The organism is Agrobacterium sp. RAC06, from assembly GCF_001713475.1.
In the GTDB taxonomy this organism is placed as follows: Bacteria; Pseudomonadota; Alphaproteobacteria; order Rhizobiales; family Rhizobiaceae; genus Allorhizobium.
The window spans coordinates 4,054,140-4,080,421 of record NZ_CP016499.1; the positions used below are offsets into that span (position 1 = coordinate 4,054,140).

A 26,282-nucleotide genomic window follows, 5' to 3' on the forward strand; every position below is an offset into this window, starting at 1 on the left:
TCGAGATCCTTGCAAAGGCGGAGTTATGGCGTCGCGTCGATTGCTGACACCGGCTCGGTTGCTTTGCCTCTGAAGAGGCGGATCTCAGTTGTTCACTGTCAGGGCATCCTTCTTCTCGGGTGCCAGTCTAACGGATCTGGGGCGTGAACTCCAGACGCAGCTCATGAAGGAGGACGCATCATGGCGATCGAAGCAAGCAAGTCGGGCGAACGGACACCAAAGATCCGGTTGGGCATGGTCGGCGGTGGCGCCGGTGCCTTTATCGGCGCGGTGCACCGCATGGCGGCCCGTCTCGACGACCAGTACGACCTCGTTGCCGGTGCTCTGTCCTCGACGCCGGAGAAGTCGGTGGCCTCCGGCCGCGAACTCGGGCTCGATCCGGAGCGTTGTTATGGCTCCTATGAGGAGATGGCGGAGAAGGAAGCGGCCCGTCCTGATGGCATTGAGGCCGTCTCGATCGTGACGCCGAACCATGTGCATTTCCCGGCGGCCAAGGCTTTTCTGGAGCGCGGCATCCACGTCATCTGCGACAAGCCGCTGACCTCGAACCTCGAAGATGCCAAGGCGCTGAAGGCGGTTGCCGACAAGGCGAAGGCACTGTTCATCCTCACCCACAATTACACCGGCTATCCCATGGTGCGGCATGCGCGCGAACTGGTGCGCTCCGGCGAACTCGGCGATCTCCGCCTGGTGCAGATGGAGTATCCGCAGGATTGGCTGGCAGAGCCGATCGAGCAGACCGGACAGAAGCAGGCTGCCTGGCGTACCGATCCGAAGCAGTCGGGCGCTGGCGGTTCGACCGGCGACATCGGCACGCATGCCTATAATCTCGGCTCGTTCATCTCCGGCCTCGAACTCGACGAGCTGGCGGCCGACGTGCACACCTTCGTCGAAGGTCGGCGTCTCGACGACAACGCGCATGTGATGCTGCGCTTCAAGGCCAAGGGTACAGAAACGCCCGCCAAGGGTCTGCTGTGGTGCAGCCAGGTGGCGACCGGCAACGAGAACGGGCTGAAAGTCCGGATCTACGGCACCAAGGCCGGGATCGAATGGACGCAGGCCGATCCGAACTATCTGTGGTTCACGCGTCTCGGCGAGCCGAAGCAGCTGATCACACGTGGCGGGGCAGGGGCGAATGCTGCGGCTGGCCGTGTGACCCGTATTCCGTCGGGTCATCCCGAGGGTTATCTGGAAGCCTTCGCGACGATCTACACGGAAGCCGCTGCCGCCATCAATGCGGCGAAGTCGGGTGCTGCTGTCGATCCGGCGGTGGTCTATCCGACTGTCGATGACGGCGTGAAGGGTGTGGCGTTTGTTGAGGCTTGCATCGAGTCCGGCAAGAAGAATGGCGGTTGGGTGAAGGTGTAACTCCACCTCCCGCTTGAGGGGGGAGATCGCCGGGTGTCTCCCTCTTCTCCCCAGCGGGGAGAAGGTGCCCGAAGGGCGGATGAGGGGGAGCGAAGCTCAGGCTGTCTGTTCAACGCTTCGCCGATCCGCCCCCTCACCCCGCCTCCGCTTCGCTCAGCGACCCTCTCCCCGAGGGGAGAGGAGGTCACGCAGGCGCTCTGGCAGCCCCGGAGTTACCCACCCCGGAGCTTTGCTCCGACCCTCCCCCTCAAGGGGAGGGTGTGAAAACTGTAACGTTGCAGTTTTTTGTTCCTGATGTCTTCACCGCGTCGCGCCTTTGTTCTAAACCGCTCATCGAAAGACCAGTGGCGCCCCCAGTTCGCCCTGATATGACGAAGGACATGTTTGATGATCGATCCCAAGGCTCTCGCCTCGCGTTTTCCCGGTGACTTCCTGTTCGGGGTCGCGACCGCCTCCTTCCAGATCGAAGGGGCGTCGAAGGCGGATGGGCGCAAGCCCTCAATCTGGGATGCGTTCTCCAACATGCCGGGCCGGGTCTTCGGGCGGCACAATGGAGACATTGCCTGCGATCACTACAACAGGTGGGAAAGCGATCTTGATCTGATCAAGGACATGGGCGTTACCGGCTATCGGTTCTCGATCGCCTGGCCGCGTGTCCTGCCCGAGGGGACCGGACCGATCAATGAGAAGGGCCTCGATTTCTACGACAACCTCGTGGACGGATTGAAGGCGCGCGGCATCAAGGCCTATGCGACGCTCTATCACTGGGATCTGCCGCTCTCCCTGATGGGCGAGGGTGGATGGACGGCGCGGTCGACGGCACAGGCCTTCCAGCGCTACACCAGGGTGGTGATGGAGCGCCTCGGTGATCGGCTCGATGCGGTCGCAACCTTCAACGAGCCCTGGTGCTCGGTCTGGCTCAGCCATCTCTACGGCGTGCATGCGCCGGGCGAACGCAGCATGGATGCAGCTCTCCATGCGCTGCATTACACCAATCTCGCGCACGGGCTTTCCGTTCAGGCGATCCGGGAAATTAGCCCCAAGGTGCCCGTGGGGTTGGTGCTCAATGCGCATGAGACGCTGCCGGGCTCCGACAGCGCTGAAGATCTCGCTGCCGCCGAACGCGCGCATCAGTTCCACAATGGCGTCTTCTTCGATCCAGTCTTCAAGGGCGAATATCCGGCCAAGTTCCTCTCGGCGCTTGGCCATCGCATGCCCAAGATCGAGGACGGCGATCTCGGCATCATCAACCAGAAACTCGACTGGTGGGGGCTGAACTACTACACGCCGATGCGCGTTGCCGACGATCCAACACCGGGTGCGGAATTCCCGGCGACTGTCAATGCGGCTCCGGTTTCGGATGTGAAAACCGATATCGGCTGGGAGGTCTATGCGCCGGCGCTGAAGTCGCTCGTCGAGCGTCTCTATGCCCGCTACGACCTGCCGGTCTGCTACATCACCGAGAACGGCGCCTGCTACAATATGGAGGTCGAGTCTGGCGAGGTCGAGGACCAGCCGCGGCTGGATTACTATGCCGAACATCTCGACAAGGTCGCCGACCTGATCGCCGAGGGCTATCCGATGCAGGGCTATTTCGCCTGGTCGCTGATGGACAATTTCGAATGGGCCGAGGGCTACCGAATGCGCTTCGGCCTCGTGCATGTCGATTACGACACCCAGGTCCGCACCATCAAGAAGAGCGGCAAGTGGTATCGTGATCTTGCCTCAGAGTTTCCGAAGGGGAACTTCAAGGCGGATTGACCGGGCAGGGGGCTCTGGCCCCCGTAATCCTGGTCAGCCGAGCTTGATCAGCTTGTTGCCGGCATCCACTTCGTTGCGCCGGTCGAAGTCGGCACGGGCCGACTGGATGCGGTCGTGATGGGTGAAGACCCAGCCACCTAGCGCCCGGATCGGCTCGCCGAAAGAACGGCCGAGATCGGTCAGAGCATATTCCACCTTGGGCGGCACGGTCGGGTGCACCGTGCGCTCCACGATGCCGTCGCGTTCCAGTGCGCGCAGTGTCAATGTCAGCATGCGCTGGGATATGCCGACGACGGAGCGCTTGAGATCGGAAAAGCGCTGCGGCCCGTCTCCTAGCATCATGATGACCAGAACCGTCCATTTGTCGCCCAGTCTCGCCAGCATTTCGCTGACGGTCTGGCACTTGGTCGGGTCATAGTTGTCGCACATCGTGGTTCCAATCGTTCCATCGGTGTAACCTGGTATCAAAAATGTGCCTTCTTGCACAAATTTTCCGGTTCCATATCTAGGCCTGGTTACGAATTTATACCAGACCCGACCGGCCGTGCCAACTCCCGTGGCGCCTTGAGGGTTCAAACAGGAGCGACACGATGTCCGCATTGATTGAAAAGCTGAACTGGCGTTACGCCACCAAGAAGATGGACCCTTCCAAGTCCGTGTCCGAGGACAAGGTCGAGCGCATTGTCGAGGCCGCGCGTCTCGCACCGACCTCCAGCGGCCTGCAGCCCTTTGAAGTGATCGTCGTTACCAACAAGGACGTCCGTGCAAAGATCCAGGAAATCGCCTGGAACCAGGCGCAGGTGACCGAAGGTTCGCATCTTCTCGTCTTCGCTGCCTGGGACAACTACACGGTCGAGCGCATCAACCACATGTTCGACCTGACCAACGAGGAGCGTGGCTTCAAGAACGAAGGCTGGGAGAATTATCGCCAGATGCTGCTCGGCATGTATCCGGGTCGCGATGCCGACGTGAACTTCGAGCATGCCGCCCGCCAGGCCTATATCGGCTTTGGCATGTCCGTTGCTGCTGCCGCCTTCGAAGGCGTCGATGCCACCCCGATGGAAGGCTTCGATGCGCCCAAGCTCGACGAGATCCTGGGCTTGCGTGAAAAGGGTCTGCGCTCGGTGACGATCCTGCCGCTCGGCTATCGCGCCGCCGAAGGCGACTGGCTTGCCGGACTGAAGAAGGTGCGTCGTCCGAAGGATGAGTTCGTCTCCGTCGTCGACTGACCATCCGTCTATCCGTGTCGGTTCCTCCAGGCCGACCTGCAAAGGGCTCCGGGAAACCGGGGTCCTTTTTCGTTGCATATCAGGATATTCGGGTAGTTGGTTATTCTGCATGCTCTTCAGTGTGTTAAGTCAAATTGAACACATTTCGACGCAAGGTGTGGCTTCAGCCTTGGGTAGATCGTATGCGGCTTCACCATTTCGACAGACGGCTACGGCCACTTGCCACCCGACGGGTGGCGGTCGCAGTCTTGCTCGTCGTTTTCGCGACCATGGCGATGATGGTTGCCTCGATCGTGATGACCGCGCTCGATCGTGTCGCAAGCTATGCCAACCATCTGGACGAGGAACGCTCGCGCGAAACGCTCGTCGGCGCCGTTCAGACCTTCGAACATCAGCTGGGCGCGACACTGATCGACTATACCGCCTGGGATGATGCCGCGACTAATGCCTATGTCCACAAGGACATGGCCTGGATGATCAGCAACTTCGGCGACATGACCTTCGATAGCGACCTCTTCGACGTGGCGATCGTGCTCGATGCCGAGGGTCGTCCGATGATGGCCTATTCTGACGGGGAGCCGGTCGAGGGCGATGCCCGCGGTTATCTGACACCGGCGTTGATGGAGCTCTTCGACAAGGTGCGCTCGGGCCAGAGCGGCCTCGTTCCACAGTCGCTCGGCTTCATCCGCACGCAGAGGGGGATCGGCTCTGCCGGCGTTGCCCTGATCCGTCCGAAATCAGGAGACGTCGGCGTTCCTCCGGGAGAGCAGGTCTATCTCGCTTTCATCCGGCATCTTTCGCCGCTTACGGTGGAGCGACTGTCCGACGCCTATGTGCTGCCCGGCCTCGTCCTCACGCCGCCATCCACGAACAATGCATCCGTCACGATTTCTGCCCCTTCCGGTCAGGCCATCGCCTCCCTGGCCTGGACCCCGCGTGCCCCGGGGGACCAGAGCCGCGAACAGGTCGCGCCCCTGATCAAGGCGGCGCTGGTGATCGTCACCATCTATGCCCTCCTGCTCGTCATCATCGGTAATGCCGAGTTGCGCCGGGTGCGGGCGGATGAAGCCAATGCCGTCAAACTCGCCCAGTCCGACCGCCTCAGCGGACTTCTCAATCGAGCCGGCCTGACCCAGTTGCTTGAGGATCAGGTGCGACGCGGGCGCGACATGAACGAAGATGTCGTGCTGCTCTATCTCGATCTGGATGGCTTCAAGGAGGTGAATGACGCCTATGGTCATGCGACGGGTGACCGGCTCATCCGCGCGGTCGCGGCCGGCCTCTCGGTTCTGGTCGGGGATGCTTCGTCCCTTGCCCGGATCGGTGGCGACGAATTCGGTATCGTGCTCACGGGCAAGGATGCGCAGGAACGGGCCCTTTCACTCGCAACTTCGATCATCGCCTTCTTCGATGAGCCGGTACTTCTGGGCGAACGGACCGTGGTTGTCGGATGCAGCATCGGCATCTGCGTTTCCGAGGGCGGTCTTGTCGATGGCGGCGAGCTGACGCGCCGCGCCGACATGGCCATGTATTCGTCCAAGGATGGTGGCCGGGGCCGCTGGACGGTCTACGACCCCCGCATGGATGAAGAGCGGCAAAACCGCAATCAGATGGAAATCGATCTGCGCGAGGCCATTGCACACGGTGAGATCGAGGTCGTTTACCAGCCGGTCGTCGATGCCAAGACCTTCACGCTCGTCAGTGTCGAGGCGCTGGCGCGCTGGACGCGCCGGGGCCATGGGCCGGTGTCGCCTGACGTGTTCATTCCGATCGCCGAGACCAGCGGCCTGATCGATCAGCTCGGGCTCTGCGTTCTCAGCCAGGCTCTTCGCCAGCTCGGCGATTGGCCTGAGCTGAAGCTCTCTGTCAACGTTTCTCCCGGTCAGTTCCGGGATCCGGCCTTTGTCGATCATGTCGCGGCGACCTTCGCGGAGGCGCGCATCGAGCCTGGTCGGGTCGTCATGGAGATGACCGAAACCTACTTCATCCAGAGCCCCGAACGGGCAAGGCTCGCCATGGACCGGCTGCGGTCGCTTGGCCTCAGGATCGCACTTGATGATTTCGGCGCGGGTTTTTCCAGTGTTGGCTATCTCCGGCAATTCGGCTTCGATCGGATGAAGATCGACCGGTCGCTCGTGCAATCACTCGATCGGGGTCATCGGGCCGTGGAAATGCTGCAGGCAACTGTGGCTCTCGCCCGCTCGCTCGGCATCCCCGTCACGGCCGAGGGGGTCGAGACCGAGCAGCAGGCCGTCATCCTTCGGATTGCTGGCTGCGACCAGTTGCAGGGTTATCTCTTCGGCCGTCCGCAGTCCCCAGAACAGATTGCCGCGCTGATGCTGAGACCGATGGAACTGCGGGCCAAGGCTGCCGAACTTGCCTTTGCCGGCGGCCGCGATGGTGGCCTGCCGGCCTGAGCATAGGAACGGATGATCGGGAACGATTGCCGGTCTTGCGCCTTCTCCTTTCAGAAAGGAGACATTCCATGTTCACCACAGATACCTGGCTTAAAATCGTCTGCGGCATGATGATCAATGCCGTGATCTTCGGAGTCGGCGCCATTCTCGTGCTGTCGATCCCGGCTTTGGCTGCTCACGCCAAGGTCCTGCTGCCGCTGGTCGTGATCGCCGCCTTTGCCGCTGCACCCTTCTTCGCGCTGGTGGTCGCACCGCGCATGCGGCTCAGAAACTGGGGTCGCAAAGGCTGGAAGCGCGGAGATACGATCTCCGGCTGATCAGGCCAAGCATTCCATCGGCGGCTTTCAGCCGCCGATGTGCTTTTCGCCACGCTTCCGTGCGAGCGCGATCTGCAACTGACGCTGACGATAGCGGTCCCGGTCGGCCTCGCTGCGTTCGGGATAGCAATGGCTGCAGGAGACACCTTCCTCGTAATGCGGATGGGTCAGTTCCTCTGCCGTGATCGGGTTGCGGCAGGCATGGCAGAGCCTGTGATCGCCCTCTTTAAGGCCATGGGTCACGGAGACCCGCTCGTCAAAGACGAAGCAGGCGCCATCCCAGAGGCTCTGTTCTTCCGGCACTTCCTCCAGATATTTCAGGATGCCACCCTTGAGGTGGTAGACCTCGTCGAAGCCCTGTTGCTTCATGAAGGCCGTCGCCTTCTCGCAGCGGATGCCGCCGGTGCAATACATGGCAATTTTCGGCTTGTTGTGCAGCCCGGGATTGTTCTTCACCCAGTTGGGAAACTCGCGAAACGTCTTTGTGTTCGGGTCAACGGCGCCGCGGAAGATGCCGATTGCCGTCTCATAGTCGTTGCGGGTGTCGATGACGACGGTCTCGGGATCCGAAATCAGATCGTTCCAGTCCTTCGGATCGACATAGGTGCCGACGATCTCGTTGGGGTCGATGTCCTCGACGCCCATGGTGACGATTTCCTTTTTCAGCCGAACCTTCATGCGCAGGAAGGGCATCTTGGAGGCCCGGCTTTCCTTGTGCTCCAGGTTCGAGAATTCCTGCTGACTACGAATGTAGGCAAGCACCTTGGCGATCGCGACGTCTGTGCCGGCGATGGTGCCGTTGATGCCTTCATGGGCAATCAGCAGCGTGCCCTTGACGCCTTCTGTTTTGCAAAGGGTCTCGAGGGGCTCCTGGAAGCTTTCGAAGCGCGGGAACTTGGCAAAGTGATAGAGGGCGGCGACGCAAAAGGCGCCGGTTGTCTCAGGGCGGGGAGCTGAAGTGTGTTCGGTCATGGTCTGCGAAATACCCCCTCGGCCCCTGCTGCGCAACGGATTTCCGTTCGCCCGGGTAAGTTTGAAAATCGTCAAGTCGATCGCCGATTATGCGTTGGTGCGTTGCAGCACTGGACAGCGCGAAAAGCTTTGAGTAGAGGGGTGTAACTTTATAACATTATAGGTGATCCTAATGTTCAAGAATATCTTCGCAGCCTCACTCGCGCTTCTGCTCGCCGGTGCGGCGCCCACCATCGCGGACGACGGCGTCGTCGGCATCGTCGCGCCCTTTGAAATCGGCGGTCTCGATCCGTCCAAGTCAGGCGACATCTTCCTACGCATGGGGATCGTCGAGACCCTGGTCGAGGCGGACAAGGACGGCAATCCGGTGCCAGCATTGGCCAAGAGCTGGACAGTCAGCGACGACGGCCTGAGCTGGCGCTTCGAGCTGCAGTCGGGCGTCAGGTTCCAGGACGGCACCGCACTGACGGCGGAGGCAGTCGCCTCTGCGCTCCGGACTGCCAAGGACAAGGCCGGACTTCTGAGCAAGGCACCGATCGCCGAGATCAAGGCGGACGGCGAGGGCGTGGTTGTTGTTTCCTTGTCGAAGCCCTTTGTGCCGCTCTTGGCCTTCCTTGCCGAAAGCCGCGCCCAGATCCTGGCGCCGGCTGCCTATGAAGGTGCTGACGTCAAGGCGATCATCGGCACGGGTCCGTTCAAGCTGACAAAGCTTGAGGCGCCGCAGAGCCTCGCCGTTGAACGTTTCGCCGACTACTGGGGCCAGAAGCCCGAGATCGAAAAGGCGACCTATCTCTCGGTCAGCCGTGCCGAAACCCGCGCCCTGATGGCTGAAAGCGGTGACGCCGACTATGTCTTCAACCTGGATCCGGCGAGCCGCACGCGTCTCGCCAAGAGCGACAAGGTCGTGCTGCAGTCGGTATCGATCCCGCGCAGCGTGCTCTTGAAGGTCAATGCCGGCCATCCCTTTCTCGGCGATGTGAAGGCACGCGAGGCGCTGAGCTTTGCCATCGACCGCGAGGGTCTTGCCGTTGCGATCCTGCGTTACCCGGCAGCCGCCACGCAGCTTTTCCCGCCGAGCCTGAAGATCTGGCACGATGCCGATCTGGCACCGCTCGGCTACGATCCTGAGAAGGCCAAGGCGCTGCTTGCCGAGCTTGGCTGGACGCCGGGTGCCGACGGCATCCTTCAAAAGGACGGCAAGCCGTTCGCGCTGATGCTGACCACCTATCCCGACCGCCCCGAACTGCCGCTGATCGCCGCTGTCCTGCAGGATCAACTGAAGGAAATCGGTGTGGCGCTCACCATCAACTCGACCAATTCCTCCGAGATCCCGGCGAAACATCAGGACGGCTCGCTGGAACTCGCGCTGATGGCGCGCAACTTCGCGCTGGTTCCCGATCCGATCGGCACCATGCTTTCGGACTACGGCCCAGGCGGTGGTGACTGGGGTGCGATGAACTGGACCAATGCCGGCTTCGAAAAGGCGCTGGATGATCTGACCCGCGTTGCGGACCCCGCTGAAGGCGAGGCGCTGCGCCACCAGGCCGTGGCCGCCATCCAGGCTGATCTGCCTGTTATCCCGATCGCCTGGTACCAGCAGACGGTGGCCTTCTCGCCGAAGCTGGAGGGTGCCACGATCGACCCGTTCGAGCGGACCTTTGGTCTTGAAACCATGCGGTGGGCGAAATGACCAGGGCGATCCTGAACCGCCTGATCCAGGCGGCTCTGGTGGCGTTCATGGTGGGTATCATCTGCTTCGTGATGACACGGTCGCTTCCGGGCGACCTTGCCTACCGGATCGCTGCCGGCCGCTATGGCTACGATGTCGTCGACAGTGCGGCCGCTGCCAAGGTGGCCGCCGAACTCGATCTCGGAAAGCCGGCCATCCTGGCACTCTTCGACTGGATGGCCGACCTCATGCGCCTTGATCTCGGCACATCGCTCATCAGCGGCAAACCGGTCATCGAAGAGATCGGCATTCAGCTCGGCCACACGGTCCAACTGGCGCTGGCCGCGATCGTCCTGTCGTTGTTCATCGGGCCGCCGCTTGGCATTCTCGCGGGTCTCAGGCCCGGCGGGGTGCTCGACCGCACACTGATGCTGGTGTCGACGGGGCTGCGTGCCCTGCCGCAGTTCGTTGTCGGCCTGGTCCTGATCATCATCTTCGGGATCACCTTCAATCTGCTGCCCGTGGCAGGCCACACCCATGGTGCGCATCTTGTCCTCCCGGCACTGACGCTGGCGCTCGGTCTTGCGGCCGTCTCCAACCGCGTGGCGCGGGATGCCATGGTCGCGGTTTCGCGCTCGCCTTACTACAGCTTCGGCCGCACGAAGGGGCTCTCCGAGTGGCAGGTGTTTTCGCGGCATGGATTGCGCAATGTTGCCGTCCCCATCGTCACCTATCTCGGTGTGCAGTTCGTCTACCTCGTCGAGGGGGTCGTCGTTGTTGAGACGCTGTTTGCCTGGCCGGGCATCGGCCATGCGCTGGTGCATGCGATCTTCGGCCGTGATGTGCCGATGATCCAGGGCACGGCACTGGTCATGGGATTGATGTTCGTCGCGCTCAATGCGCTTGTCGATCTCTTTTGCCATGGCATCGATCCCCGGAGGCGCAGCGCATGACCACGTTTGATTATGTGGCGCCGCGCCCGGCGCGCTGGCCGCTGCGCCGGCTCGCCGGTGTGGCGATCCTTGGCGGATTGCTGGCTTTCGCCTTTCTGCCGCTTCTGATCGGTGGCGCCGATCCGCTGAAACAGACGCTGCGCTTTAGCCTGCAGGGGCCGAGCACTGTTGACTGGTTCGGCTACGACCATCTCGGCCGCTCCATGCAGGCGCGGCTTGCGGGTGCCTTGCGCCTGTCGCTCGGACTGGCGCTTCTGTCGGTGTTCACCGCGATGATCCCCGGCGTGTTGCTCGGCGTGCTCGCCGCCTGGCGCGGCGGTTTTGCCGATCGCGCCGTGGGTGCGGTGTCGGAGGCGTTCCTCGCACTTCCGGGGCTGCTTCTGGTGCTGATGCTGACGGCGATCGTGCCTGATTATCCGGCGATGCTTTATGTCGGCATCTCGCTGGTCCTGTGGGTCGAATACTTCCGCCTGACGCGGGCCATGGCGCGACCGCTCTTGCTGTCACCAGCGGTGGAGGCCTCGCGTCTGCTCGGCTTCGGTCCCGCCTATATCCTGCGCCGGCATCTCTGGCCGGAGCTTGCGCCGATGATTTTGACGGTGGCCGCCTATGGTGCTGCCTCTGCGATCATGGCGATCGCGGCGCTCGGCTTCGTCAGCGTCGGCGTCCGTCCGCCGACCCCGGAGCTCGGATCGATGATGATCGAGCTTCTGCCCTATTACCAGGAGGCGCCGCATGCGCTTCTGCAGCCGATCGCCGTCATCTTCCTGATGGTGCTCGCCCTGCAACTGATCGCCGGAAAGGACAAGCCATGACCATTCTGCTTTCCGTCGATGGGGCTTCGGTCTCTGCCGCCAAGGGTGAAATCGTGGCCCCGGTCTCGTTTTCCCTCAAGGCGGGGCGGCCCTTCACCATTCTCGGCGAAACCGGCTCGGGCAAGAGCCTGCTTGCCCAGGCGATGATCGGCCTTCTGCCGCACGGACTGACGGCCACCGGCTCGCTGACCATTGATGGTGAGACGCTGCCGCTGGCCGAGCCGAAGCTCTTTCGGAAACTCTGGGGCCGGACAGTCGGCGTGCTGCCGCAGGAGCCCTGGCTGGCGCTTGATCCGACCATGTTGGCGCTCGACCAGGTGGCCGAGGGGCATCGTTATCTGGGGCGTCTCGACGAAGACGAGGCCGTGTATGCGGCCCGGAACGATCTCGAAGCTCTCGGCGTGCTTGATGCCGAGGCAAAGCTCCCGGGTCAGCTCTCCGGCGGCATGGCGCAACGTGTCGCCTTTGCAGCAGCAAGGGCCGGTGGCGCGCGCATCATCATCGCCGACGAGCCGACCAAGGGGCTCGATGTTGCCCGCCGCGACGAGGTGATCGCGCTTCTGATGCAGGAAGTGCAGGCGGGGGGCACGGTGCTCACCATCACCCACGATCTGGCGCTCGCCCGGCAGATGGGCGGCGATCTCGCCGTCATGCTGGAGGGCAAGATCATCGAAGTGGGCGAGGCGGCAGACGTGCTGGCATCGCCCTCGCACTGCTATACGCAGCGGCTGATCGCCGCCGAACCGGAGAACTGGGCGCAACGTGCTTCGGTAGTTCGTGACGATACCGACCCGATCCTGATCGCTTCCGGCCTGAAGAAGGCGCGTGGCGGCAAGCTGCTGTTTGACGGACAGGAAATCGCGCTTCGTCCCGGCGAGATCGTCGGGATCACGGGGCCGAGCGGATCGGGCAAGAGCTCCCTCGGAGACGTTCTGCTTGGGCTGTTGACACCCGATGCCGGCGAGGTCACCCGCCTGCCGCAGGCATCTGCCGTTCGCTACCAGAAGCTCTATCAGGATCCGCCCTCTGCCTTTCCGCAGAAGATCACGCTCGGCGAGGCGATCGCCGATCTGGTGCGGCTGCATCGGCTCGATGGGGCGCGCGTCCAGCCTCTGATGGAACGGCTGCGCCTCTCCCAGGTGCTTCTGACGCGCCTCCCGACGGAGGTCTCCGGTGGCGAGCTGCAGCGTTTCGCTCTTCTGCGCGTGCTGCTGCTCGATCCTGTCTTCCTGTTTGCCGATGAGCCGACTTCGCGTCTCGATCTGATCACCCAGCAGGAGACCATCGATCTCTTGACGGAACTGGCGCGAGAGCGGAACTGCGCGGTTCTGCTTGTCAGCCACGACGCAGCCCTGATCGAGAAGACCTGTGATCGTCAGGTGCGCATCGGCAGCGCCTAGGCCGTTGCCCGGAGCCAGAGGGTCTCGATGACACCGGCCTCGTCTTTGGCGGGGTCGGCGAAGACCTGACCGGCAAGTGCCACAGCTTCGCGGCGCAGGTCCTGCTGGCGGCGGATGATGATCGCCAGCAGGAAGGACTGGCCTTCACCATTACCGAAGATCTCGGGCTCATGGTCGAGCAGGGCCGTCAACACCGTCAAATCGTGTTCATGGCCAAGCAGGTCAACCAGTCTCTTGGCGTCCCGGCGTTTGGCGGCAAAGGCACTCGGCCAGAGTTCCCGCATCAGCGAGAGGTTCATCCAATAGGCCTGGGCCGCCTTGCGCAGGTCGTGATAGGCCTCGCCATGGCCTTGTCCTTCGCAAAACTCCAGTGCCTCCGCCGCACGCTGCAAACCCTTGCGCCAGCCTCTGGCCAGAAGGAGCGCCGCGTGTCCCGGTCTCGAGGGAAGTTCGAGTGCATCGAGCGCTGCATGAGCTGCGTGGCACTGATCGATCGCGTGCCGAACCTTGTCCTCGAGATCCGTCTCGGAAGAGGCAATGTCGTCGCGCCGGAGGACAAGGACGGTGCGGGCCGCATCCAGGGTCTCCGCTTCGTCATCGGTCAGGGTGTGCTCGGAAAGGTGGTCGACGGTTTCGATCAGGGCTGTCGCGTCACGGACAAGAGAGAGGCCGCGGGCGGTGTCGCTAATGCGGGCATTCTCCTGGCGCCGGAACGTCCTGTCGGCGGAGGCGACGAGACGGTAGAGGTTTCGGACCCTTTTGAACTTCTTGCGGGCCTCATGGATCGCCTCGTGCAAGCCGTCGGGTCTGGTCTCCAGAGCCGCGATGGCGCGCTCCAGCTGTTCGCGGGCGATCCGCCTGACTTCTGTCTCCAGTCCGGCGTCCGGGCTGATCCTATAGGGCATGCACCAGCCCCGTGCGGCTTCGCTGGGTCGCGAGGGACTGGTTGGAATACCGCTTGTCTCCCGTCACCTCACGGCCAAGCCATGCGGGCAGCTTGGGATCATCGGTCTCCGACTGCATCTCGACTTCGGCAATGACGAGGCCGCGGTGATTGCCGGCGAAGACGTCGACTTCCCAGGTGAAGCCGGCAAAATCGACCGTGTAGCGTGTCTTGTCGATCACATGGCCATCGGCAATGCCGATCATTTCGCGGGCGTCGTCTATGGGGATGGGGTATTCGAATTCGTCGCGGACCCGGAGGTTGCTGCCGAATTTGATCGTGACCTGGGCGGTCGCATCGTTCTTGGTGCGGATGCGGACCGAGCGGTCGCTTTCGGCGCAGATATAGGCCTGCCTGATCTGGGTCTCGGACGTTACGCCGCCCTTCCAGGCATCGTCCCGCACAAGAAACTTGCGTTCGATTTCCTTCGCCATACGCTCACGCTCCGAAAACAATTACGCCGGTGGACCATAGCGGAGGCGGCCGTGTTAGGAAACTGGAAAGATTCCGTGCTAGCTGTCGGTCTCGACAATCCGGTCGGCGCGGGTTAGTGAAAACCCGATCTAATCGTTTTAAAAAGAGGGTTCTGCCATGGGCGACAAAACCGAAAAGCTCCTCTCCACCTTGAAGCTTCAGCCGGTCGTGCCGGTTTTGATCGTTGAGGATGCCAAGACGGCGGTGCCGTTGGCGCGTGCTCTTGTCGCAGGCGGGTTGAAGGCGATCGAAATCACGCTCCGGACCGATGCTGCACTTGAAGCCGTCCGGCTCGTGGCTCAGGAAGTCGAAGGCGCCGTCGTTGGTGCCGGTACCATCCTCAACGCCGCCCATTATGCCGCAGCCGTCGATGCTGGCTCGCAGTTCATCGTCAGCCCCGGCACGACGCAGGAACTGCTCGACGTGGCACGGAGCTCCGACATTCCGCTTCTGCCGGGCGCGGCCACCGCTTCGGAAGTGATGGCGCTGCGCGAAGAGGGCTACAAGGTCCTGAAGTTCTTCCCCGCCGAGCAGGCTGGCGGTGCCGCCTATCTCAAGGCCCTGTCCTCGCCGCTCGCCGGAACGCTGTTCTGCCCGACCGGCGGTATCTCGCTGAAGAACGCCATGGACTACCTTTCGCTGCCGAACGTCGTCTGTGTCGGCGGCTCCTGGGTTGCGCCGAAGGAACTGGTTTCGGCCGGCGACTGGGCTGGCATCACCAAGCTTGCCAGCGAAGCGTCCGCGCTTAAGGGTTGATGTCTTCATCAGCGTGTCCAGCAGGCTCTTTGTAATGTCACGGTCGCTTCCTATCTAGGGGGCGACCGTTTTAACAAGGAGACCGCGATGTTTGACGCCAAGAAGCTGCTGGATCAATTCCTCGGATCGCAGATGCCGGGAGCATCCGGCTCGATCGGCCAGAAGGGGAACGATATCCTCGGTATGGCGAAGGCCAACCCCTGGAAGAGCGGCGCGCTTGCTGCCGTGCTGCTCGGCACGAAGACCGGTCGATCGCTCGGCGGCAACGCGCTTAAGCTCGGCGGCCTCGCCGTGATTGCCGGTCTCGGCTACCAGGCCTACAAGAATTATCAGACGGGTCAGAAACCCGAGCCGACACAGACCTTGCCGGAACTTCTGCCGCCGCCGCAAGATTCGCCCTTCAGCACCGAGCCCCAGGCCATCTCGAATGATTTCGCCCTGTCACTGGTGCGGGCGATGATCGCTGCCGCCAAGGCCGATGGCCATATCGATGCCAGCGAGCGCTCGCGGATCATGGACAAGATCCATCTCTCCGGCCTCGGTGCAGAAGCGGAAGCCTTCATTGAGGCCGAGCTTGCCAAGCCGATCGATCTCGATGCACTCGTTGCTTCGGCCAAGACCGAGGAGCAGAGGGTAGAGATCTACACCGCTTCGCGTTTGACCATCGAGCCTGATACCCGCACGGAGCGCGGTTACCTCGACATGCTGGCTGGGCGCTTGGGTCTCCCGGATGCGCTGGTCGATCATATCGAGGCGACCGTTGCCTCCGCGAAGATCAGCCTCTGACGTTTTGCTGCGGCATCCGGTCCGGGCTCGCGACTGCCCGGATGGTTGCCTTTGTCGGCTGTGTGCCCTAAGCCTCGGGCCATTATTTCGCCCGAGGCGTTTTCATGCGTGACCTGTCGACCTTCAAGGGATGTCCGTCACCCCAGCCTGTCAGGCTGGAGGGGCGTTTCGTCGTGGTCGAGCCCTATGATCGAGCCGCGCATCTCGCACCGCTCTGGAGCGGTCTCGGCGGGATTGCGATCAATGCGCTGCTCACCTACTTCACTCAGCCCGATTTCAACGGCATCGAGGATTTCGAGGCCTGGTTGGCGGCCGTCCAGAAAGGTGGCTGGGTCACGGAGGTCTTCCGAGATAAGGCGACGGGCAAGATCGTCGGCATGGCAAACTACATGCGACCCGATCCGGCCAATGGCGTCGTGGAAATCGGTGGTGTGGCGCATGGTCCTGCCATGAGCCGTTCGCCGCTTTCGACCGAGGCGCATTATCTTCTGGCCCGGCACGTCTTCGACGATCTCGGCTATCGCCGCTACGAATGGAAGTGCCACAACGAGAACGAGCCGAGCAAGGTGACGGCGAAGCGCTACGGCTTCAGCTTCGAAGGCGTGTTCCGCCAGCACATGCTGTCGAAAGGCCGAAATCGCGACACCGCCTGGTTCTCGATGATCGACAGTGAGTGGCCATTGATCCGAGCCGCCTTCGAGGCCTGGCTTTCGCCTGAGAATTTCGACGAGGCCGGCCGCCAACGGCGTCGGCTGGAGGATCTGCGGGCCGAGCTCGCGGCCTCAGAGACCTGATAGGAAAGCAAATCGTGAAGCCGAACATCTTCAGCATCATCCTTTATGTCGGCACGGCAATCACCGTTGCCGCACTTGCCTATGCGAGCTTCCAGAGCGCGACGGTCGCCTGGTCGGTCGGCATCTGCGTGGCGATCGGGGTCGTGGTCTACGCCTTCAGCAAATTGCCGGAACCGAAGAAGGTCGCGCGGTCCGAGGAAACGTCGAGCACGACGCGCTCGCCGGCAGCGCAGGCTGCTGTCGTTGTTGCCGTGATCTTCGGCCTGATGCTGATCGTTCCGACCGTTGTGCTCTGGCTGGGGCGCTACTCGCCCGAACTCGGTGCCTTCGTGGGTGGCGTCGCCCTGATGGCGATGTTTCTGATCCTGTGGCTCCGCTCACGCTATCAGCGCAGCCGGGACGGGGACCAGAGCTGATTTCTCTCAGCCGTTCAGGCTGGCTGCGAGAAGAAGGGCGCCGAGCAGGATAACGAGCAGTGCTGCGCCGACTTCGATCGAGCTTGCGACGACGCCTGCGCGGCGCGATCCAGGACCGGAGAGTTTCAGCGCAATGCCCTTGGCGCCGACCGCAAGGCTGGCGAGAATCGAAACGGTGATCGCGGTGCCGAGTGCCATGGCGAAAACCGACAGCACGCCGCCGAGCAGCAAGCCGTTCAGCAGCGAGAAGGTCATCACCAGAAGTGCGCCGGAGCAGGGACGCATTCCGACCGCGATGACGGCCGACCAGGCGTCCCGAAGGCTGAAAGCGCTGCCGCCGACGAGGCTCGGATCGGGCAGGTGGGCGATGCCGCATTCGTGGCAGACAGACCCTGGAGCCAGCGCATCGTGATCATGGGCGACCGCCAGGGCGCGGAAGCGTGAGCCGGTCGTCTCGCCAGTCGAGGTGGTCTCGGTCGGACCAGCAAACAGCGAGGCCGTGACGCTGCCGCCGGATGACGTGTCGGCACTCTCGAACAGGCTGCCCGTCGCCGCAGTCACCCGATTCGTTTGTGCGAAGGAGGCCTTCAGCTTGCGCACCAGCAGCCACAGGCCGAAGGCGACGATCATCGCGTAGCTCGCAATCTCCAGCGTTCGCGTCGCATCCGTCATGCTGATCGCGGTGCCGCGCAGCACGACATAGGCAGTGCCGACGACCGCGATCGCGACGAGACCCTGCAGGAATGCCGAGACGAAGGAAATCAGGATGCCGCGGCGCAGCTCGATTTCATTGGCGAGCAGATAGGATGAGATGACCGCTTTGCCATGGCCGGGGCCGGCGGCGTGGAAAATCCCGTACAAGAAAGAGAGGCCGACCAGCGTGACGAGACTTGCGGGATCCTCGCGCATGGCCTTCAGCGCTTCGGTGAGCGATCGGTAGAAGGTCTGCTGGTGGGCGTTGATCCAGACCAGCAATTCGGCGAAGGGGCCGCCCGAGGGCTGGTAGCTGGGTTCGGCCGTGCCGATGCCAAGCGGGGAGGCGGCATGGGCGAGGCCTGCGAGAAGCACAAGCGCCAGTGTCGCGGCAATGAGACCCGAAATGCGCAAGCGGCCGGCCGTCGTCAGCATGTGACCTCCATCCGGGTGGCAAACAGCTTGCCCATGTCATTGCCGGTCGGGTCGCTGAAGAAAGCCTCGGTGAGGTTGAGCTGGTTCTGGGCGATGACCTCGTCCGGATCGGGGCGGACGACCTTGTGGGTGCAGGCCGCGAAGGCCTTGCCCTCGACCACCATGTCCTCGTCCTTGGCGAAGTCGATCGCCGTGTAGAGCGTCGGATCGTAGACGCCGAAATTCATCCGCCCGCCGATCACGACCGGCGTCTTTGGCTTTGCGACGAAGAAGACCAGGAGCTGATTGTCCTTGAAGTCGACGTTGAAGACCTCGGGTTTCGCGATTTCGGAGGTGGCGCCATCCTTGGTGATGAAGGTGAAATAGCTGTAATCGCCCAGCGAATCGCGGATCGTATTGGCGATTTCGTTCAACTCGCTGTGGTCGAGCTTCAGGTCGCTGTTCTTGTCGAAGTCCATGAGAACGCTTGAGGAGAAGATGTCGTCGAAGCGCCAGACATTGCGCAGTTCCTTCAGCGTGCCGTCATCGGCCGCTACGATCTCGAGCCGGGCCTCGGCGAAGATATGCGGATGGGAAAGTGCCGGTGTGGCAAAGGCTGTGACCGTTGCGGCCGCCCAGTAACCGAGCCTCTTCAGCATGCTCCCAAAACCCTTCCCGATTTCCCGCTTGAGGTCTCTCCCTGTCCGATGAATGGGACAAAAGTGGGACCCGATGTGGCGCTCACGGCTCAGGAGTAGCGCTTGAACCATGCGTGAAGGTAGTCGACGAAGGCGCGGACCTTGGCCGGCAGGTAACGGCGGTGCGGATAGACGGCGTAGATGCCGCGGTCCTTGGCGATGAAGTCGTCGAAGAGCGAGACCAGTTCGCCCGACGCCAGATAGGGGCGGGCAATGAAGTCGGGGATCATGGCGACGCCCATTCCGGCCCGTGCAGCGCGCAGGGTCGCCAGCGGGCTGTTGACCTCGATGGGGCCCGAAACGTTGACCGAGATCATGTCGCCATCCGCCTCCATGAAGCGCAGGCTGTTGTGGGAGCGTGAATTGGTATCGATCAGGAAGGGGATGCGTGACAACTCGCTCGGATGCACCAGCGGGCCGTTTTCCGCGATGAAGGCGGGTGTCGCGCAGGCATAGACGCGGAAGTCGGAGAGCTTGCGGGCGATCATGCCGGAATCGTCAAGCTTGGTGATTCGGATGCCGAGGTCGAAGCCCTCCTCGATCAGGTCGACGAATCGGTCTTCCGCGACGATTTCGAGCGAGAGCTGCGGGTTCTCCCTGGCGAAATCGATCAGCGACTGCCCGACATCGGCATCGATGAAGGTGCGGGGAACGGTGACCTTGAGCTTGCCCTTGAGGTCGGCATTGTTCTCGCGCACCAGGTCTGCAAGGTTGTCGATCTCCTTCAGGATGTCAGCGGCGGTGCGAAAATAGGTGTGGCCGGCTTCGGTCAGCGAGAACTGCCGGGTGGTGCGATTGAGCAGGAGGGCGCCGAGTTCATCCTCCAACTCCCGGACATACTTGGACAAAAGTGCCTTTGAGCGGCCCGTCTTGCGGGCGGCAGCGGAAAAACCCTCTGCTTCCACCACGTCGATGAAGGCTCTGATGCGCGTCAGCGTGTCCATTCTCGTCCCATTCCCCTCGCAAAGTTGCCGGATTGTGAACAAAGCGCACGCTTCGTTCAATAGCTGCCGCAGAAACCGCGAAAAAACTTCCGTGCGGCCTCAAAAATTCTCTTGATTATGACAAGGACATTTCTTATCTCCTGCTCAGCCCAAAGTCGCACGTGCCCGTGTGTGTCCGCCGACCCTCGAACTGGGATTTATCCCTAAGGTGAGGTTATCGGTAAGGTACCTGGAACTAACCCCTCCAGTCGCTATTCCGGCCAACCGGAAAATGCGAGGACATACGAAGCAACGACGGTGCGGGCCTTTCTAGTCTCTTCCGGCTTTCCATCAGCTGGAGTTACTTCAGAGGCACACCATCATTGCCGGAAGTGCGGTAGGGTCTCCCTCCAATCCATGGCAGACAAAGCGGATTAATGTGCTCGTTCCAGAGTGCGTCGATCCATCGTTTCGCGCGTCGAGCGTTCGTACGGTACCGGTGTCTCCACCGACTGGTTTCGAGCGATGTCTCGCCGTCCTTTGTCCACCCGAAGCTTGGCAGCTTCGGACATCCTTGGAATTTTGGAAGGGTTAGACCGATGACCACTGCTCGCATCCTCGACTTCATCAACACCCGACGTCCCGAAGGTCCCTGCCTCGTGGTCGACCTCGACGTCGTGCGCGACAATTTCGGTGCCTTCCGTCATGCCCTGCCGGACAGCGCCATCTACTACGCAGTCAAGGCGAACCCGGCGCCGGAGATCCTCCAGCTCCTGGCCTCGCTGGGCTCGAACTTCGACTGCGCTTCCGTTGCCGAGATCCAGATGGCGCTCGATGCCGGTGCAGATGCTTCGCGCATCTCGTTTGGCAACACCATCAAGAAGGAGCGCGACATTGCGCGTGCCTTCGCACTCGGCGTCAACCTCTATGCCGTCGACAGCCATGAGGAAGTCGAGAAGATCGCGCGTGCCGCTCCTGGCGCTCGTGTGTTCTGCCGCGTCCTCACGGATGGTGAAGGCGCCGAATGGCCGCTTTCCCGCAAGTTCGGCTGCGTGCCGCAGATGGCCGTCGACGTGCTCGTCTATGCACACCAGCTCGGGCTGGAATCCTTCGGCGTCTCGTTCCATGTCGGTTCGCAGATGACCAAGGTCGATGCCTGGGACGGCGCCCTTGCCGATGCGAAGCGCGTGTTCAACTCGCTCGCCAAGCAGGGCATCGTCTTGAAGATGGTCAACATGGGTGGTGGTTTCCCGACCAAGTACCTGCGCGACATCCCGTCGGCAGAAGCTTATGGTCAGGCGATCAACGCGTCGCTGAAGAAGCACTTCGGCAACAACATCCCGCAGACCATCATCGAGCCGGGCCGCGGCATGGTCGGCAATGCTGGCGTGATCAAGGCGGAAGTCGTTCTGATCTCGAAGAAGTCTGACAATGACGAGCATCGCTGGGTGTTCCTCGACATCGGCAAGTTCGGCGGTCTCGCCGAAACCATGGACGAAGCGATCCGTTACCCGATCCGCACCGTCCGTGACGCCGACGACATGGCGCCATGCGTTCTCGCCGGTCCGACCTGCGATTCCGCCGATGTGCTCTATGAGAAGAACATGTATCCGCTGCCGATCTCGCTTTCGATCGGCGATGAGGTTCTGATCGAGGGTACCGGCGCCTACACCACCACCTACTCGGCGGTGGCGTTCAACGGCTTCGACCCGCTGAAGTCTTACGTCATCTGACGTCTCCCGCGCCGGCCAACCGGCGCGGACCCTCACAATTATCGTCATCGCTTGGGATGGGAGGCCAGAATGGCCGCTGTTCTGGAAAGCATGCGCGCGCTTTTTGCGCCGGCGCCTGCATTTGTCATCGATCATGAAACGCCGGCCGACGTGGTCGCGCGCGAAGCGCTGCTTGACCGCACCATGGGCCGCGACCGCCGCAAGAAGTCGTCGGAGAAGATTCGCAGTGGTCGCATTCCAGCCGAAGGGCTGGCACTCGTCGCCCGCGATCGGGCTGGCCACGTCATCGGAACCGTGCGTCTTTGGAGTATCGAGGCCGGCGTCAGCCGTGAAGGCCAGGCAATCGACGCGCTGCTGCTCGGTCCGCTTGCCGTCGACTGCGCCCATGAGGGCAAGGGGATTGGAGCGGCACTGATGCGGGCTGCGCTTCTTGAGGCCCGCAAGCGCGGCCATGGCGCCGTGCTTCTCGTGGGTGACGCGCCTTACTACGAGCGTTTCGGCTTCTTCGCCGACAAGACGCAGCATCTGGTGATGCCGGGTCCGTTTGCGCGTGACCGCTTCCTGGCGCTGGAACTCGTGCCCGGCTGGCTCGAAGGAGCTGCCGGCATGGTGGTCGCGTCCGGTCGCAAGCTGTCACAGCCGATGGTCTCGCGCCGCGCAGCCTGATTGAAGGTTCCCGGATGCTTGCTGAAGGGCCCGGCCGCGATTCGTCGCGCCGGGCCCTTTGCTTTGCGCTCTGCTCTGGCAGGGCCTCAGGTGGGTTTTCAATCGTCAACTCTGGTTGTGTCGCGCCGGTCACAGTCGCTGCGGCGATGGTTGTTTTATATAGTCGAGAGCTAACCTATTGATCTGGCTCAAGATACTCGTCTCTTCCGGGCTGCTAGTTGGCGTCGGCTCCACGCCACCAGTTGTTTCAAGGAGAGAATGATGACCACCGTCCGGACTGCCTCGACCCGCGCTCTTGCCACGACCGCCACACTGTTGCTGCTTGCCCCGGCAGTCTTCGCGGCGGACATAGCGCCGCTTATGGAGCCGGCACCGGAAGCGGCGACCGAGGCGTTGGCCGCGCCAAGCCCCTGGCAGGTCCGCGTGCGCGGTCTCGGAGTCATCACCAATGATTCGGGTTCGGTGAACGGCGTTGGCGGTTCGGATTTATCCTACAGTGACAGCGTGATCCCCGAACTCGACATCACCTATTATCTGACCGACAATTTTGCCGCCGAACTGATCCTCGGCACGACCTATTCGAACATCTACGCGGAGGGGAGCCTGGCTGCTGTCGGCAAGGTCGGCAAGAGCTGGCTTCTGCCGCCGACACTGACGCTGCAGTACCACTTTACCGATTTCGGCGCGTTCAAGCCCTATGTCGGTGCCGGCGTCAACTACACCATGTTCTACAGCCAGAAGGGCGATGCAGCGACCGCGCTCGACGTCAAGAACACCTTCGGCACGGCGCTGCAGGTCGGGGCCGACTACATGATCAACGAACATTGGGGCGTCAACTTCGATGTCAAGAAGCTGTTCCTGAAGGCCGACTTCGACGCGACCATCGGCGGTACCAATTACTCCGGCAAGGCCAAGCTCGATCCGTGGCTGATCGGCGCGGGTATCACCTACAGGTTCTGAACGGAAACCGCATCCGGTCCGGATGCGGCATCCTTGAAAAGGGGCGGGCCAGAGAGCTCGCCCTCAACACCCCAAAACGATCTCGCATGTCATCCGCAAATGTAGTCCGGGATGGGAGCCCTAGTGTCTGGGGCAGATCCGGTGGCGACTCCTGCGGAATTTGGTGTGGCAAAACGCACGCACTCCTCACACAGTCCTGACAAGAGCCGTCCTTTTTTCCGCCATGAGCGGGAACTATCTTCTCGTTCATCGCTTCTTGCTGCGGGGTCCGGCGCGAAAAATTTCGCACGGGCGGGAACAAATACGCCGGATAGGTTTAGGTGGTTATGTTGTATAATCATCACATACATTAACCAGAGATGGCGTTATAAGCGACCTTGTAACACAGGAGTTAAAAACATGATGAAGAGCATCCTTCTCGGATCTGCCGCCGCTCTGGCGATTTCGACCTCCGCTTTCGCGGCTGACGCCATCTACGAAGCTCCGGCTGAACCGCCGATGGCTGCCATCGAAACCGCGCCGCAGTTTTCCTGGGCAGGTGGCTATGCAGGTATCCTCACCGGCTACGGTTGGGGTGACGCGGACGTTGCCGGTGCCGGCAACGCTGATTTCGACGGCGCGCGCTTCGGCGGCTTCGTTGGCTACAACTGGGATCTCGGCAACCAGCTCGTTGTCGGTCTCGAGGGCGACCTGAACTACGACTGGAACGAGGAAACTGTCGCTGGCGTCGGTGACTTCGAAACCGGCCTGAACTGGTCGACCCGCGCCCGTATCGGCTACGCTATGGATCGCGCGCTTCTGTTCGCGGCGGGTGGTTACACCGGCACCAACCTTGAAGGCCCCGGCGGCGACGACACGCTCCACGGCTGGACCGTCGGTGGTGGCGTCGACTACGCCCTGACTGACCGCATGTTCACCCGCGTTGAATATCGTTACAATGATTTCGGCGATGGCAACGTTGGCGGTCGTAACGTCGACTTCAACCAGCACACGGTCAACGTCGGTCTCGCAGTCAAGTTCTGATCTGATCGATCCATTGATAAAGCGCCCGGCCGTTCCTTTGGACGGCCGGGCGTTTTTTGTTGGGGCTAGACCTCGCCGGCTCAAGCGGCCCGATGTTCGAGTGTCCTGGCGTTTGCGTCCCTGATTTCGGTGCGGCGATTGAGTTCAAAACGATTGACGAGGGTCGTCAGCAAGACCGCGCCGTCTGCCAGCGTATGACCGATGGCAGTGGTTTCCTCGACCATGGCGGCGTTCTGCTGCGTCATCTGGTCGATGCTGTTGATGGCTTGACCGATTTCCTGAAGACCGGTTGCCTGTTCCCGGGCAGCGGTTGCGATCGCATCGACATTGCTGTCGATACGGCTGACGAAATCGCCGATCTGATCGAGTACGTGGCCGGTTTCGCCGACCAGCTGGACACCGGAAGACACTTCGACGCTCGACTTCTGGATTAGCCCCTTGATGTCGCGTGCAGCGTTTGCCGAGCGTTGCGCCAGTTCCCGTACCTCCTGGGCGACGACCGCAAAGCCCTTGCCGGCTTCGCCTGCGCGCGCCGCCTCCACACCGGCGTTCAGCGCCAAAAGGTTTGTCTGGAAGGCGATTTCGTCGATGACGCCGATGATCTGGCCGATCTCGGCAGAGGCGGTTTCGATCCGCTCCATGGCAGACACGGCGGAGCGAACAACACCTCCTGAGGCCATGGCACAGTTTTTCGCCTCTCTTACCAGTTCACGCGTATCGCTGGTGCGCTGGGCGGAGAGACGCACGGTGGCGGTTACCTGTTCAAGGGCAGTGGATGTTTCTTCGAGGGCTGCCGCTTGCTGCTCGGTCCGGTTTGCAAGGTTGGCCGAGGCCTCTCGCATTTCCTGGCTGTTCTCCAGCAGGCGGCGGGTCTCCTCCATGACCTTTTCCAAGGTCGTCTGGAAGGTTGCGATGGAGTGATTGAAGTCGTGGCGGAGTGGCTCGAAGCGCGGATCGAAGGCATCGTCCAACGTCAGGCGAATGTTGCATTCGGCAAGGCGATGAAGGCCTGCGCCCAAGGCCTCGATGACAAAGCGCAGGGCCTCGGCCTCGATCATCCGGTCCTTGTCGCGCAGAGCCCGCTCGCGGTCCACCTCGGCGCGGGCGGTTTCGGTTTCGGATTGCAGGCGCTGATTTTCGAGGCCAGCCTGACGGAAGACCTCGACGGCTGCCGCGATATGGCCGATTTCGTCCTTTCTGCGTGCATGGGGAACGGTGGCGGTGAAATCGCCGCCTGCCATGTTGGTCATGAAATCGGTGATTTCCCCAAGCGGTTTCAGTGCGCGGCGGTGGATGAAGTAGACGCTGCCGAGCGCAGTCGTGATGAGCAGCAGGCCGAGCGTCAGCAGGAGAAGCTCACGGCTGGACGTTTCTGCGGCCGCATAGGATTCGCGACTGACAAGGTAATCGCTCGCCATTGTCACGAGCTGGTTTACGGAGGTCTCGTGATCGTGGAATTCGACCTTGAGTTTCGACAGGATCGGCGTGACAGCGCTGCCATCGGCGGCCGAAAGAGCGGGCTTCAGGTCATTTTGAAGCGTGCTCCAGTAGCGATCGCCCTTGGCGATGACTTCGTCGTAGAGCTTTGCGCGCAGTGCGTCTGGCAGGGTGGAGTTCTTCCAGTATTCGCGTCGCTCGTCGTAGAGCGCCTTCAGTACGTCGAAGCGGGGCACGTTGACCGCTGCAGTGTCGGGATGGATGAAGACCTCGTTGGCGAGCGCGTAGGATTCAATCAGGTATAGCGGCGGAGGAAGGATGTCGGCGATCAAGTCCTTGCCGTCGACGATCTCTTTATAGATCGGCCCGTTGACCTTGAGCGTCTGCAGCGTCTGTGCACCCACGCCAGCGACGGCGACGATGCCGGCGGCAAGGGCAAGACCCGCTGCCGTCACCACGATTTTTAGGTTGAGATACATGTTGCGTCCGTTTGCAAATCCGCCCGCCGGACAGGCGCATGCGTCTGCGCCTCGGCAGGATGCCGTGGTTGAAGAGAAATTGGGATGGGCTGCGGAGAATTGTTGCAGTCAGACGAGACGCGGCTTTGTTGTCTCTCGCTCGTCCTCCCCGAAAATAGGGAGGCAATTGCTACCGCATGGTTAAGG

The 26,282-nt window shown here is 62.0% G+C and carries 25 protein-coding genes; 17 read left to right on the forward strand and 8 right to left on the reverse strand.

Translation table 11 applies throughout. The features are described 5' to 3' along the window. Window positions 1-180: 180 nt before the first annotated feature. Window positions 181-1,368, forward strand: coding sequence for a Gfo/Idh/MocA family protein (locus BSY240_RS19220; RefSeq protein WP_069043391.1), 1,188 nt, complete (start codon window positions 181-183; stop codon window positions 1,366-1,368). 387 nt (window positions 1,369-1,755) lie between these two features. Beyond that, window positions 1,756-3,129 (forward strand): GH1 family beta-glucosidase, encoded by a 1,374-nt coding sequence (locus BSY240_RS19225; protein WP_069043392.1) that lies wholly within the window; start codon window positions 1,756-1,758, stop codon window positions 3,127-3,129. A gap of 33 nt (window positions 3,130-3,162) precedes the next feature. On the opposite strand, the gene BSY240_RS19230 is transcribed toward BSY240_RS19225, so the two are convergent. Beyond that, window positions 3,163-3,558: a winged helix-turn-helix transcriptional regulator gene (locus BSY240_RS19230; protein ID WP_054148154.1), complete on the reverse strand. Its 396-nt coding sequence runs from the start codon at window positions 3,556-3,558 to the stop codon at window positions 3,163-3,165. Window positions 3,559-3,719: 161 nt separating this feature from the next. Between BSY240_RS19230 and BSY240_RS19235 the strand changes: the two genes are divergently transcribed. The 3 genes from BSY240_RS19235 (at window position 3,720) to BSY240_RS19245 (ending at window position 7,092) form a co-directional block, all read left to right on the forward strand. Further along, complete coding sequence (locus tag BSY240_RS19235) at window positions 3,720-4,358, forward strand: NAD(P)H-dependent oxidoreductase (protein WP_069043393.1); 639 nt, start codon at window positions 3,720-3,722, stop codon at window positions 4,356-4,358. Between the two features lie 182 nt (window positions 4,359-4,540). After that, window positions 4,541-6,775 carry a putative bifunctional diguanylate cyclase/phosphodiesterase gene (locus BSY240_RS19240; RefSeq protein WP_069043394.1) on the forward strand — a complete coding sequence of 745 codons (2,235 nt, stop codon included), beginning with the start codon at window positions 4,541-4,543 and terminating at the stop codon, window positions 6,773-6,775. Between the two features lie 68 nt (window positions 6,776-6,843). Continuing rightward, on the forward strand, window positions 6,844-7,092 hold the full coding sequence (locus BSY240_RS19245) for a hypothetical protein (RefSeq protein WP_069043395.1): 249 nt from the start codon (window positions 6,844-6,846) through the stop codon (window positions 7,090-7,092). Between the two features lie 27 nt (window positions 7,093-7,119). Here BSY240_RS19245 and trhO read toward each other — a convergent pair whose 3' ends face one another. Next, a complete protein-coding gene (trhO, locus tag BSY240_RS19250) occupies window positions 7,120-8,064 on the reverse strand; it encodes an oxygen-dependent tRNA uridine(34) hydroxylase TrhO (RefSeq protein ID WP_069043396.1) in 945 nt (314 codons plus the stop codon). 172 nt (window positions 8,065-8,236) lie between these two features. Between trhO and BSY240_RS19255 the strand changes: the two genes are divergently transcribed. The 4 genes from BSY240_RS19255 to BSY240_RS19270 are packed head-to-tail and all read left to right on the forward strand — an operon-like array spanning window position 8,237 to window position 12,901. Further along, complete coding sequence (locus tag BSY240_RS19255) at window positions 8,237-9,754, forward strand: ABC transporter substrate-binding protein (protein ID WP_069043397.1); 1,518 nt, start codon at window positions 8,237-8,239, stop codon at window positions 9,752-9,754. After that, a complete protein-coding gene (locus tag BSY240_RS19260) occupies window positions 9,751-10,686 on the forward strand; it encodes an ABC transporter permease (protein ID WP_069044059.1) in 936 nt (311 codons plus the stop codon). Before BSY240_RS19255 ends, BSY240_RS19260 begins: the two co-directional genes overlap by 4 nt. Further along, complete coding sequence (locus BSY240_RS19265; protein WP_069043398.1) at window positions 10,683-11,501, forward strand: ABC transporter permease; 819 nt, start codon at window positions 10,683-10,685, stop codon at window positions 11,499-11,501. Before BSY240_RS19260 ends, BSY240_RS19265 begins: the two co-directional genes overlap by 4 nt. Then, window positions 11,498-12,901 carry an ABC transporter ATP-binding protein gene (locus BSY240_RS19270; RefSeq protein WP_069043399.1) on the forward strand — a complete coding sequence of 468 codons (1,404 nt, stop codon included), beginning with the start codon at window positions 11,498-11,500 and terminating at the stop codon, window positions 12,899-12,901. The genes BSY240_RS19265 and BSY240_RS19270 overlap by 4 nt, the downstream gene beginning before the upstream one ends. Here BSY240_RS19270 and BSY240_RS19275 read toward each other — a convergent pair. Next, complete coding sequence (locus BSY240_RS19275; RefSeq protein WP_069043400.1) at window positions 12,898-13,806, reverse strand: CHAD domain-containing protein; 909 nt, start codon at window positions 13,804-13,806, stop codon at window positions 12,898-12,900. The genes BSY240_RS19270 and BSY240_RS19275 overlap by 4 nt on opposite strands. Then, a complete protein-coding gene (locus BSY240_RS19280) occupies window positions 13,796-14,278 on the reverse strand; it encodes a CYTH domain-containing protein (protein ID WP_069043401.1) in 483 nt (160 codons plus the stop codon). Before BSY240_RS19280 ends, BSY240_RS19275 begins: the two co-directional genes overlap by 11 nt. A gap of 157 nt (window positions 14,279-14,435) precedes the next feature. Between BSY240_RS19280 and BSY240_RS19285 the strand changes: the two genes are divergently transcribed. The 4 genes from BSY240_RS19285 (at window position 14,436) to BSY240_RS24440 (ending at window position 17,070) form a co-directional block, all read left to right on the forward strand. Continuing rightward, the gene (locus BSY240_RS19285) at window positions 14,436-15,074 is read left to right on the forward strand and encodes a 2-dehydro-3-deoxy-phosphogluconate aldolase (RefSeq protein ID WP_069043402.1); all 639 of its coding nucleotides are present in this window, start codon (window positions 14,436-14,438) and stop codon (window positions 15,072-15,074) included. Window positions 15,075-15,161: 87 nt separating this feature from the next. After that, window positions 15,162-15,860, forward strand: a complete 699-nt coding sequence (locus BSY240_RS19290) for a tellurite resistance TerB family protein (protein ID WP_069043403.1) — start codon at window positions 15,162-15,164, stop codon at window positions 15,858-15,860. Window positions 15,861-15,964: 104 nt separating this feature from the next. Then, entirely contained in the window at window positions 15,965-16,654 is a 690-nt protein-coding gene (locus BSY240_RS19295; RefSeq protein ID WP_069043404.1) for a GNAT family N-acetyltransferase, read from the forward strand. A gap of 14 nt (window positions 16,655-16,668) precedes the next feature. Continuing rightward, a complete protein-coding gene (locus BSY240_RS24440) occupies window positions 16,669-17,070 on the forward strand; it encodes a hypothetical protein (protein ID WP_236759285.1) in 402 nt (133 codons plus the stop codon). Window positions 17,071-17,076: 6 nt separating this feature from the next. Here BSY240_RS24440 and BSY240_RS19305 read toward each other — a convergent pair whose 3' ends face one another. The 3 genes from BSY240_RS19305 to BSY240_RS19315 all read right to left on the reverse strand — a co-directional run bounded on the left by BSY240_RS19305 (window position 17,077) and on the right by BSY240_RS19315 (window position 19,819). Then, the gene (locus tag BSY240_RS19305) at window positions 17,077-18,198 is read right to left on the reverse strand and encodes a nickel/cobalt transporter (protein ID WP_069043405.1); all 1,122 of its coding nucleotides are present in this window, start codon (window positions 18,196-18,198) and stop codon (window positions 17,077-17,079) included. Beyond that, window positions 18,192-18,836, reverse strand: coding sequence for a DUF1007 family protein (locus BSY240_RS19310; protein ID WP_054148167.1), 645 nt, complete (start codon window positions 18,834-18,836; stop codon window positions 18,192-18,194). The genes BSY240_RS19305 and BSY240_RS19310 overlap by 7 nt, the downstream gene beginning before the upstream one ends. Before the next feature lie 89 nt (window positions 18,837-18,925). Next, a complete protein-coding gene (locus tag BSY240_RS19315; protein ID WP_054148168.1) occupies window positions 18,926-19,819 on the reverse strand; it encodes a LysR family transcriptional regulator in 894 nt (297 codons plus the stop codon). A 578-nt stretch (window positions 19,820-20,397) separates the two neighbouring features. Here BSY240_RS19315 and odc2 point away from each other — a divergent pair. The 4 genes from odc2 to BSY240_RS19335 all read left to right on the forward strand — a co-directional run bounded on the left by odc2 (window position 20,398) and on the right by BSY240_RS19335 (window position 24,180). After that, window positions 20,398-21,531 (forward strand): ornithine/lysine decarboxylase, encoded by a 1,134-nt coding sequence (odc2, locus tag BSY240_RS19320; protein WP_054148169.1) that lies wholly within the window; start codon window positions 20,398-20,400, stop codon window positions 21,529-21,531. 69 nt (window positions 21,532-21,600) lie between these two features. After that, complete coding sequence (locus BSY240_RS19325) at window positions 21,601-22,197, forward strand: GNAT family N-acetyltransferase (protein ID WP_054148170.1); 597 nt, start codon at window positions 21,601-21,603, stop codon at window positions 22,195-22,197. Between the two features lie 261 nt (window positions 22,198-22,458). After that, the gene (locus tag BSY240_RS19330; RefSeq protein ID WP_054148171.1) at window positions 22,459-23,157 is read left to right on the forward strand and encodes an OmpW/AlkL family protein; all 699 of its coding nucleotides are present in this window, start codon (window positions 22,459-22,461) and stop codon (window positions 23,155-23,157) included. A gap of 399 nt (window positions 23,158-23,556) precedes the next feature. Continuing rightward, on the forward strand, window positions 23,557-24,180 hold the full coding sequence (locus tag BSY240_RS19335; RefSeq protein ID WP_150127504.1) for an outer membrane protein: 624 nt from the start codon (window positions 23,557-23,559) through the stop codon (window positions 24,178-24,180). 80 nt (window positions 24,181-24,260) lie between these two features. On the opposite strand, the gene BSY240_RS19340 is transcribed toward BSY240_RS19335, so the two are convergent. Then, window positions 24,261-26,096 (reverse strand): methyl-accepting chemotaxis protein, encoded by a 1,836-nt coding sequence (locus BSY240_RS19340; protein ID WP_069043406.1) that lies wholly within the window; start codon window positions 26,094-26,096, stop codon window positions 24,261-24,263. Window positions 26,097-26,282 lie beyond the last annotated feature (186 nt).

Bases quoted from the DNA above. Each gene is read 5' to 3' on its own strand.
- BSY240_RS19220 (WP_069043391.1), top strand. From the start codon at position 181: ATGGCGATCGAAGCAAGCAAGTCGGGCGAACGGACACCAAAGATCCGG.
- BSY240_RS19225 (WP_069043392.1), top strand. From the start codon at position 1,756: ATGATCGATCCCAAGGCTCTCGCCTCGCGTTTTCCCGGTGACTTCCTG.
- BSY240_RS19230 (WP_054148154.1), bottom strand. From the start codon at position 3,558: ATGTGCGACAACTATGACCCGACCAAGTGCCAGACCGTCAGCGAAATG.
- BSY240_RS19235 (WP_069043393.1), top strand. From the start codon at position 3,720: ATGTCCGCATTGATTGAAAAGCTGAACTGGCGTTACGCCACCAAGAAG.
- BSY240_RS19240 (WP_069043394.1), top strand. From the start codon at position 4,541: ATGCGGCTTCACCATTTCGACAGACGGCTACGGCCACTTGCCACCCGA.
- BSY240_RS19245 (WP_069043395.1), top strand. From the start codon at position 6,844: ATGTTCACCACAGATACCTGGCTTAAAATCGTCTGCGGCATGATGATC.
- trhO (WP_069043396.1), bottom strand. From the start codon at position 8,064: ATGACCGAACACACTTCAGCTCCCCGCCCTGAGACAACCGGCGCCTTT.
- BSY240_RS19255 (WP_069043397.1), top strand. From the start codon at position 8,237: ATGTTCAAGAATATCTTCGCAGCCTCACTCGCGCTTCTGCTCGCCGGT.
- BSY240_RS19260 (WP_069044059.1), top strand. From the start codon at position 9,751: ATGACCAGGGCGATCCTGAACCGCCTGATCCAGGCGGCTCTGGTGGCG.
- BSY240_RS19265 (WP_069043398.1), top strand. From the start codon at position 10,683: ATGACCACGTTTGATTATGTGGCGCCGCGCCCGGCGCGCTGGCCGCTG.
- BSY240_RS19270 (WP_069043399.1), top strand. From the start codon at position 11,498: ATGACCATTCTGCTTTCCGTCGATGGGGCTTCGGTCTCTGCCGCCAAG.
- BSY240_RS19275 (WP_069043400.1), bottom strand. From the start codon at position 13,806: ATGCCCTATAGGATCAGCCCGGACGCCGGACTGGAGACAGAAGTCAGG.
- BSY240_RS19280 (WP_069043401.1), bottom strand. From the start codon at position 14,278: ATGGCGAAGGAAATCGAACGCAAGTTTCTTGTGCGGGACGATGCCTGG.
- BSY240_RS19285 (WP_069043402.1), top strand. From the start codon at position 14,436: ATGGGCGACAAAACCGAAAAGCTCCTCTCCACCTTGAAGCTTCAGCCG.
- BSY240_RS19290 (WP_069043403.1), top strand. From the start codon at position 15,162: ATGTTTGACGCCAAGAAGCTGCTGGATCAATTCCTCGGATCGCAGATG.
- BSY240_RS19295 (WP_069043404.1), top strand. From the start codon at position 15,965: ATGCGTGACCTGTCGACCTTCAAGGGATGTCCGTCACCCCAGCCTGTC.
- BSY240_RS19305 (WP_069043405.1), bottom strand. From the start codon at position 18,198: ATGCTGACGACGGCCGGCCGCTTGCGCATTTCGGGTCTCATTGCCGCG.
- BSY240_RS19310 (WP_054148167.1), bottom strand. From the start codon at position 18,836: ATGCTGAAGAGGCTCGGTTACTGGGCGGCCGCAACGGTCACAGCCTTT.
- BSY240_RS19315 (WP_054148168.1), bottom strand. From the start codon at position 19,819: ATGGACACGCTGACGCGCATCAGAGCCTTCATCGACGTGGTGGAAGCA.
- odc2 (WP_054148169.1), top strand. From the start codon at position 20,398: ATGACCACTGCTCGCATCCTCGACTTCATCAACACCCGACGTCCCGAA.
- BSY240_RS19325 (WP_054148170.1), top strand. From the start codon at position 21,601: ATGGCCGCTGTTCTGGAAAGCATGCGCGCGCTTTTTGCGCCGGCGCCT.
- BSY240_RS19330 (WP_054148171.1), top strand. From the start codon at position 22,459: ATGACCACCGTCCGGACTGCCTCGACCCGCGCTCTTGCCACGACCGCC.
- BSY240_RS19335 (WP_150127504.1), top strand. From the start codon at position 23,557: ATGATGAAGAGCATCCTTCTCGGATCTGCCGCCGCTCTGGCGATTTCG.
- BSY240_RS19340 (WP_069043406.1), bottom strand. From the start codon at position 26,096: ATGTATCTCAACCTAAAAATCGTGGTGACGGCAGCGGGTCTTGCCCTT.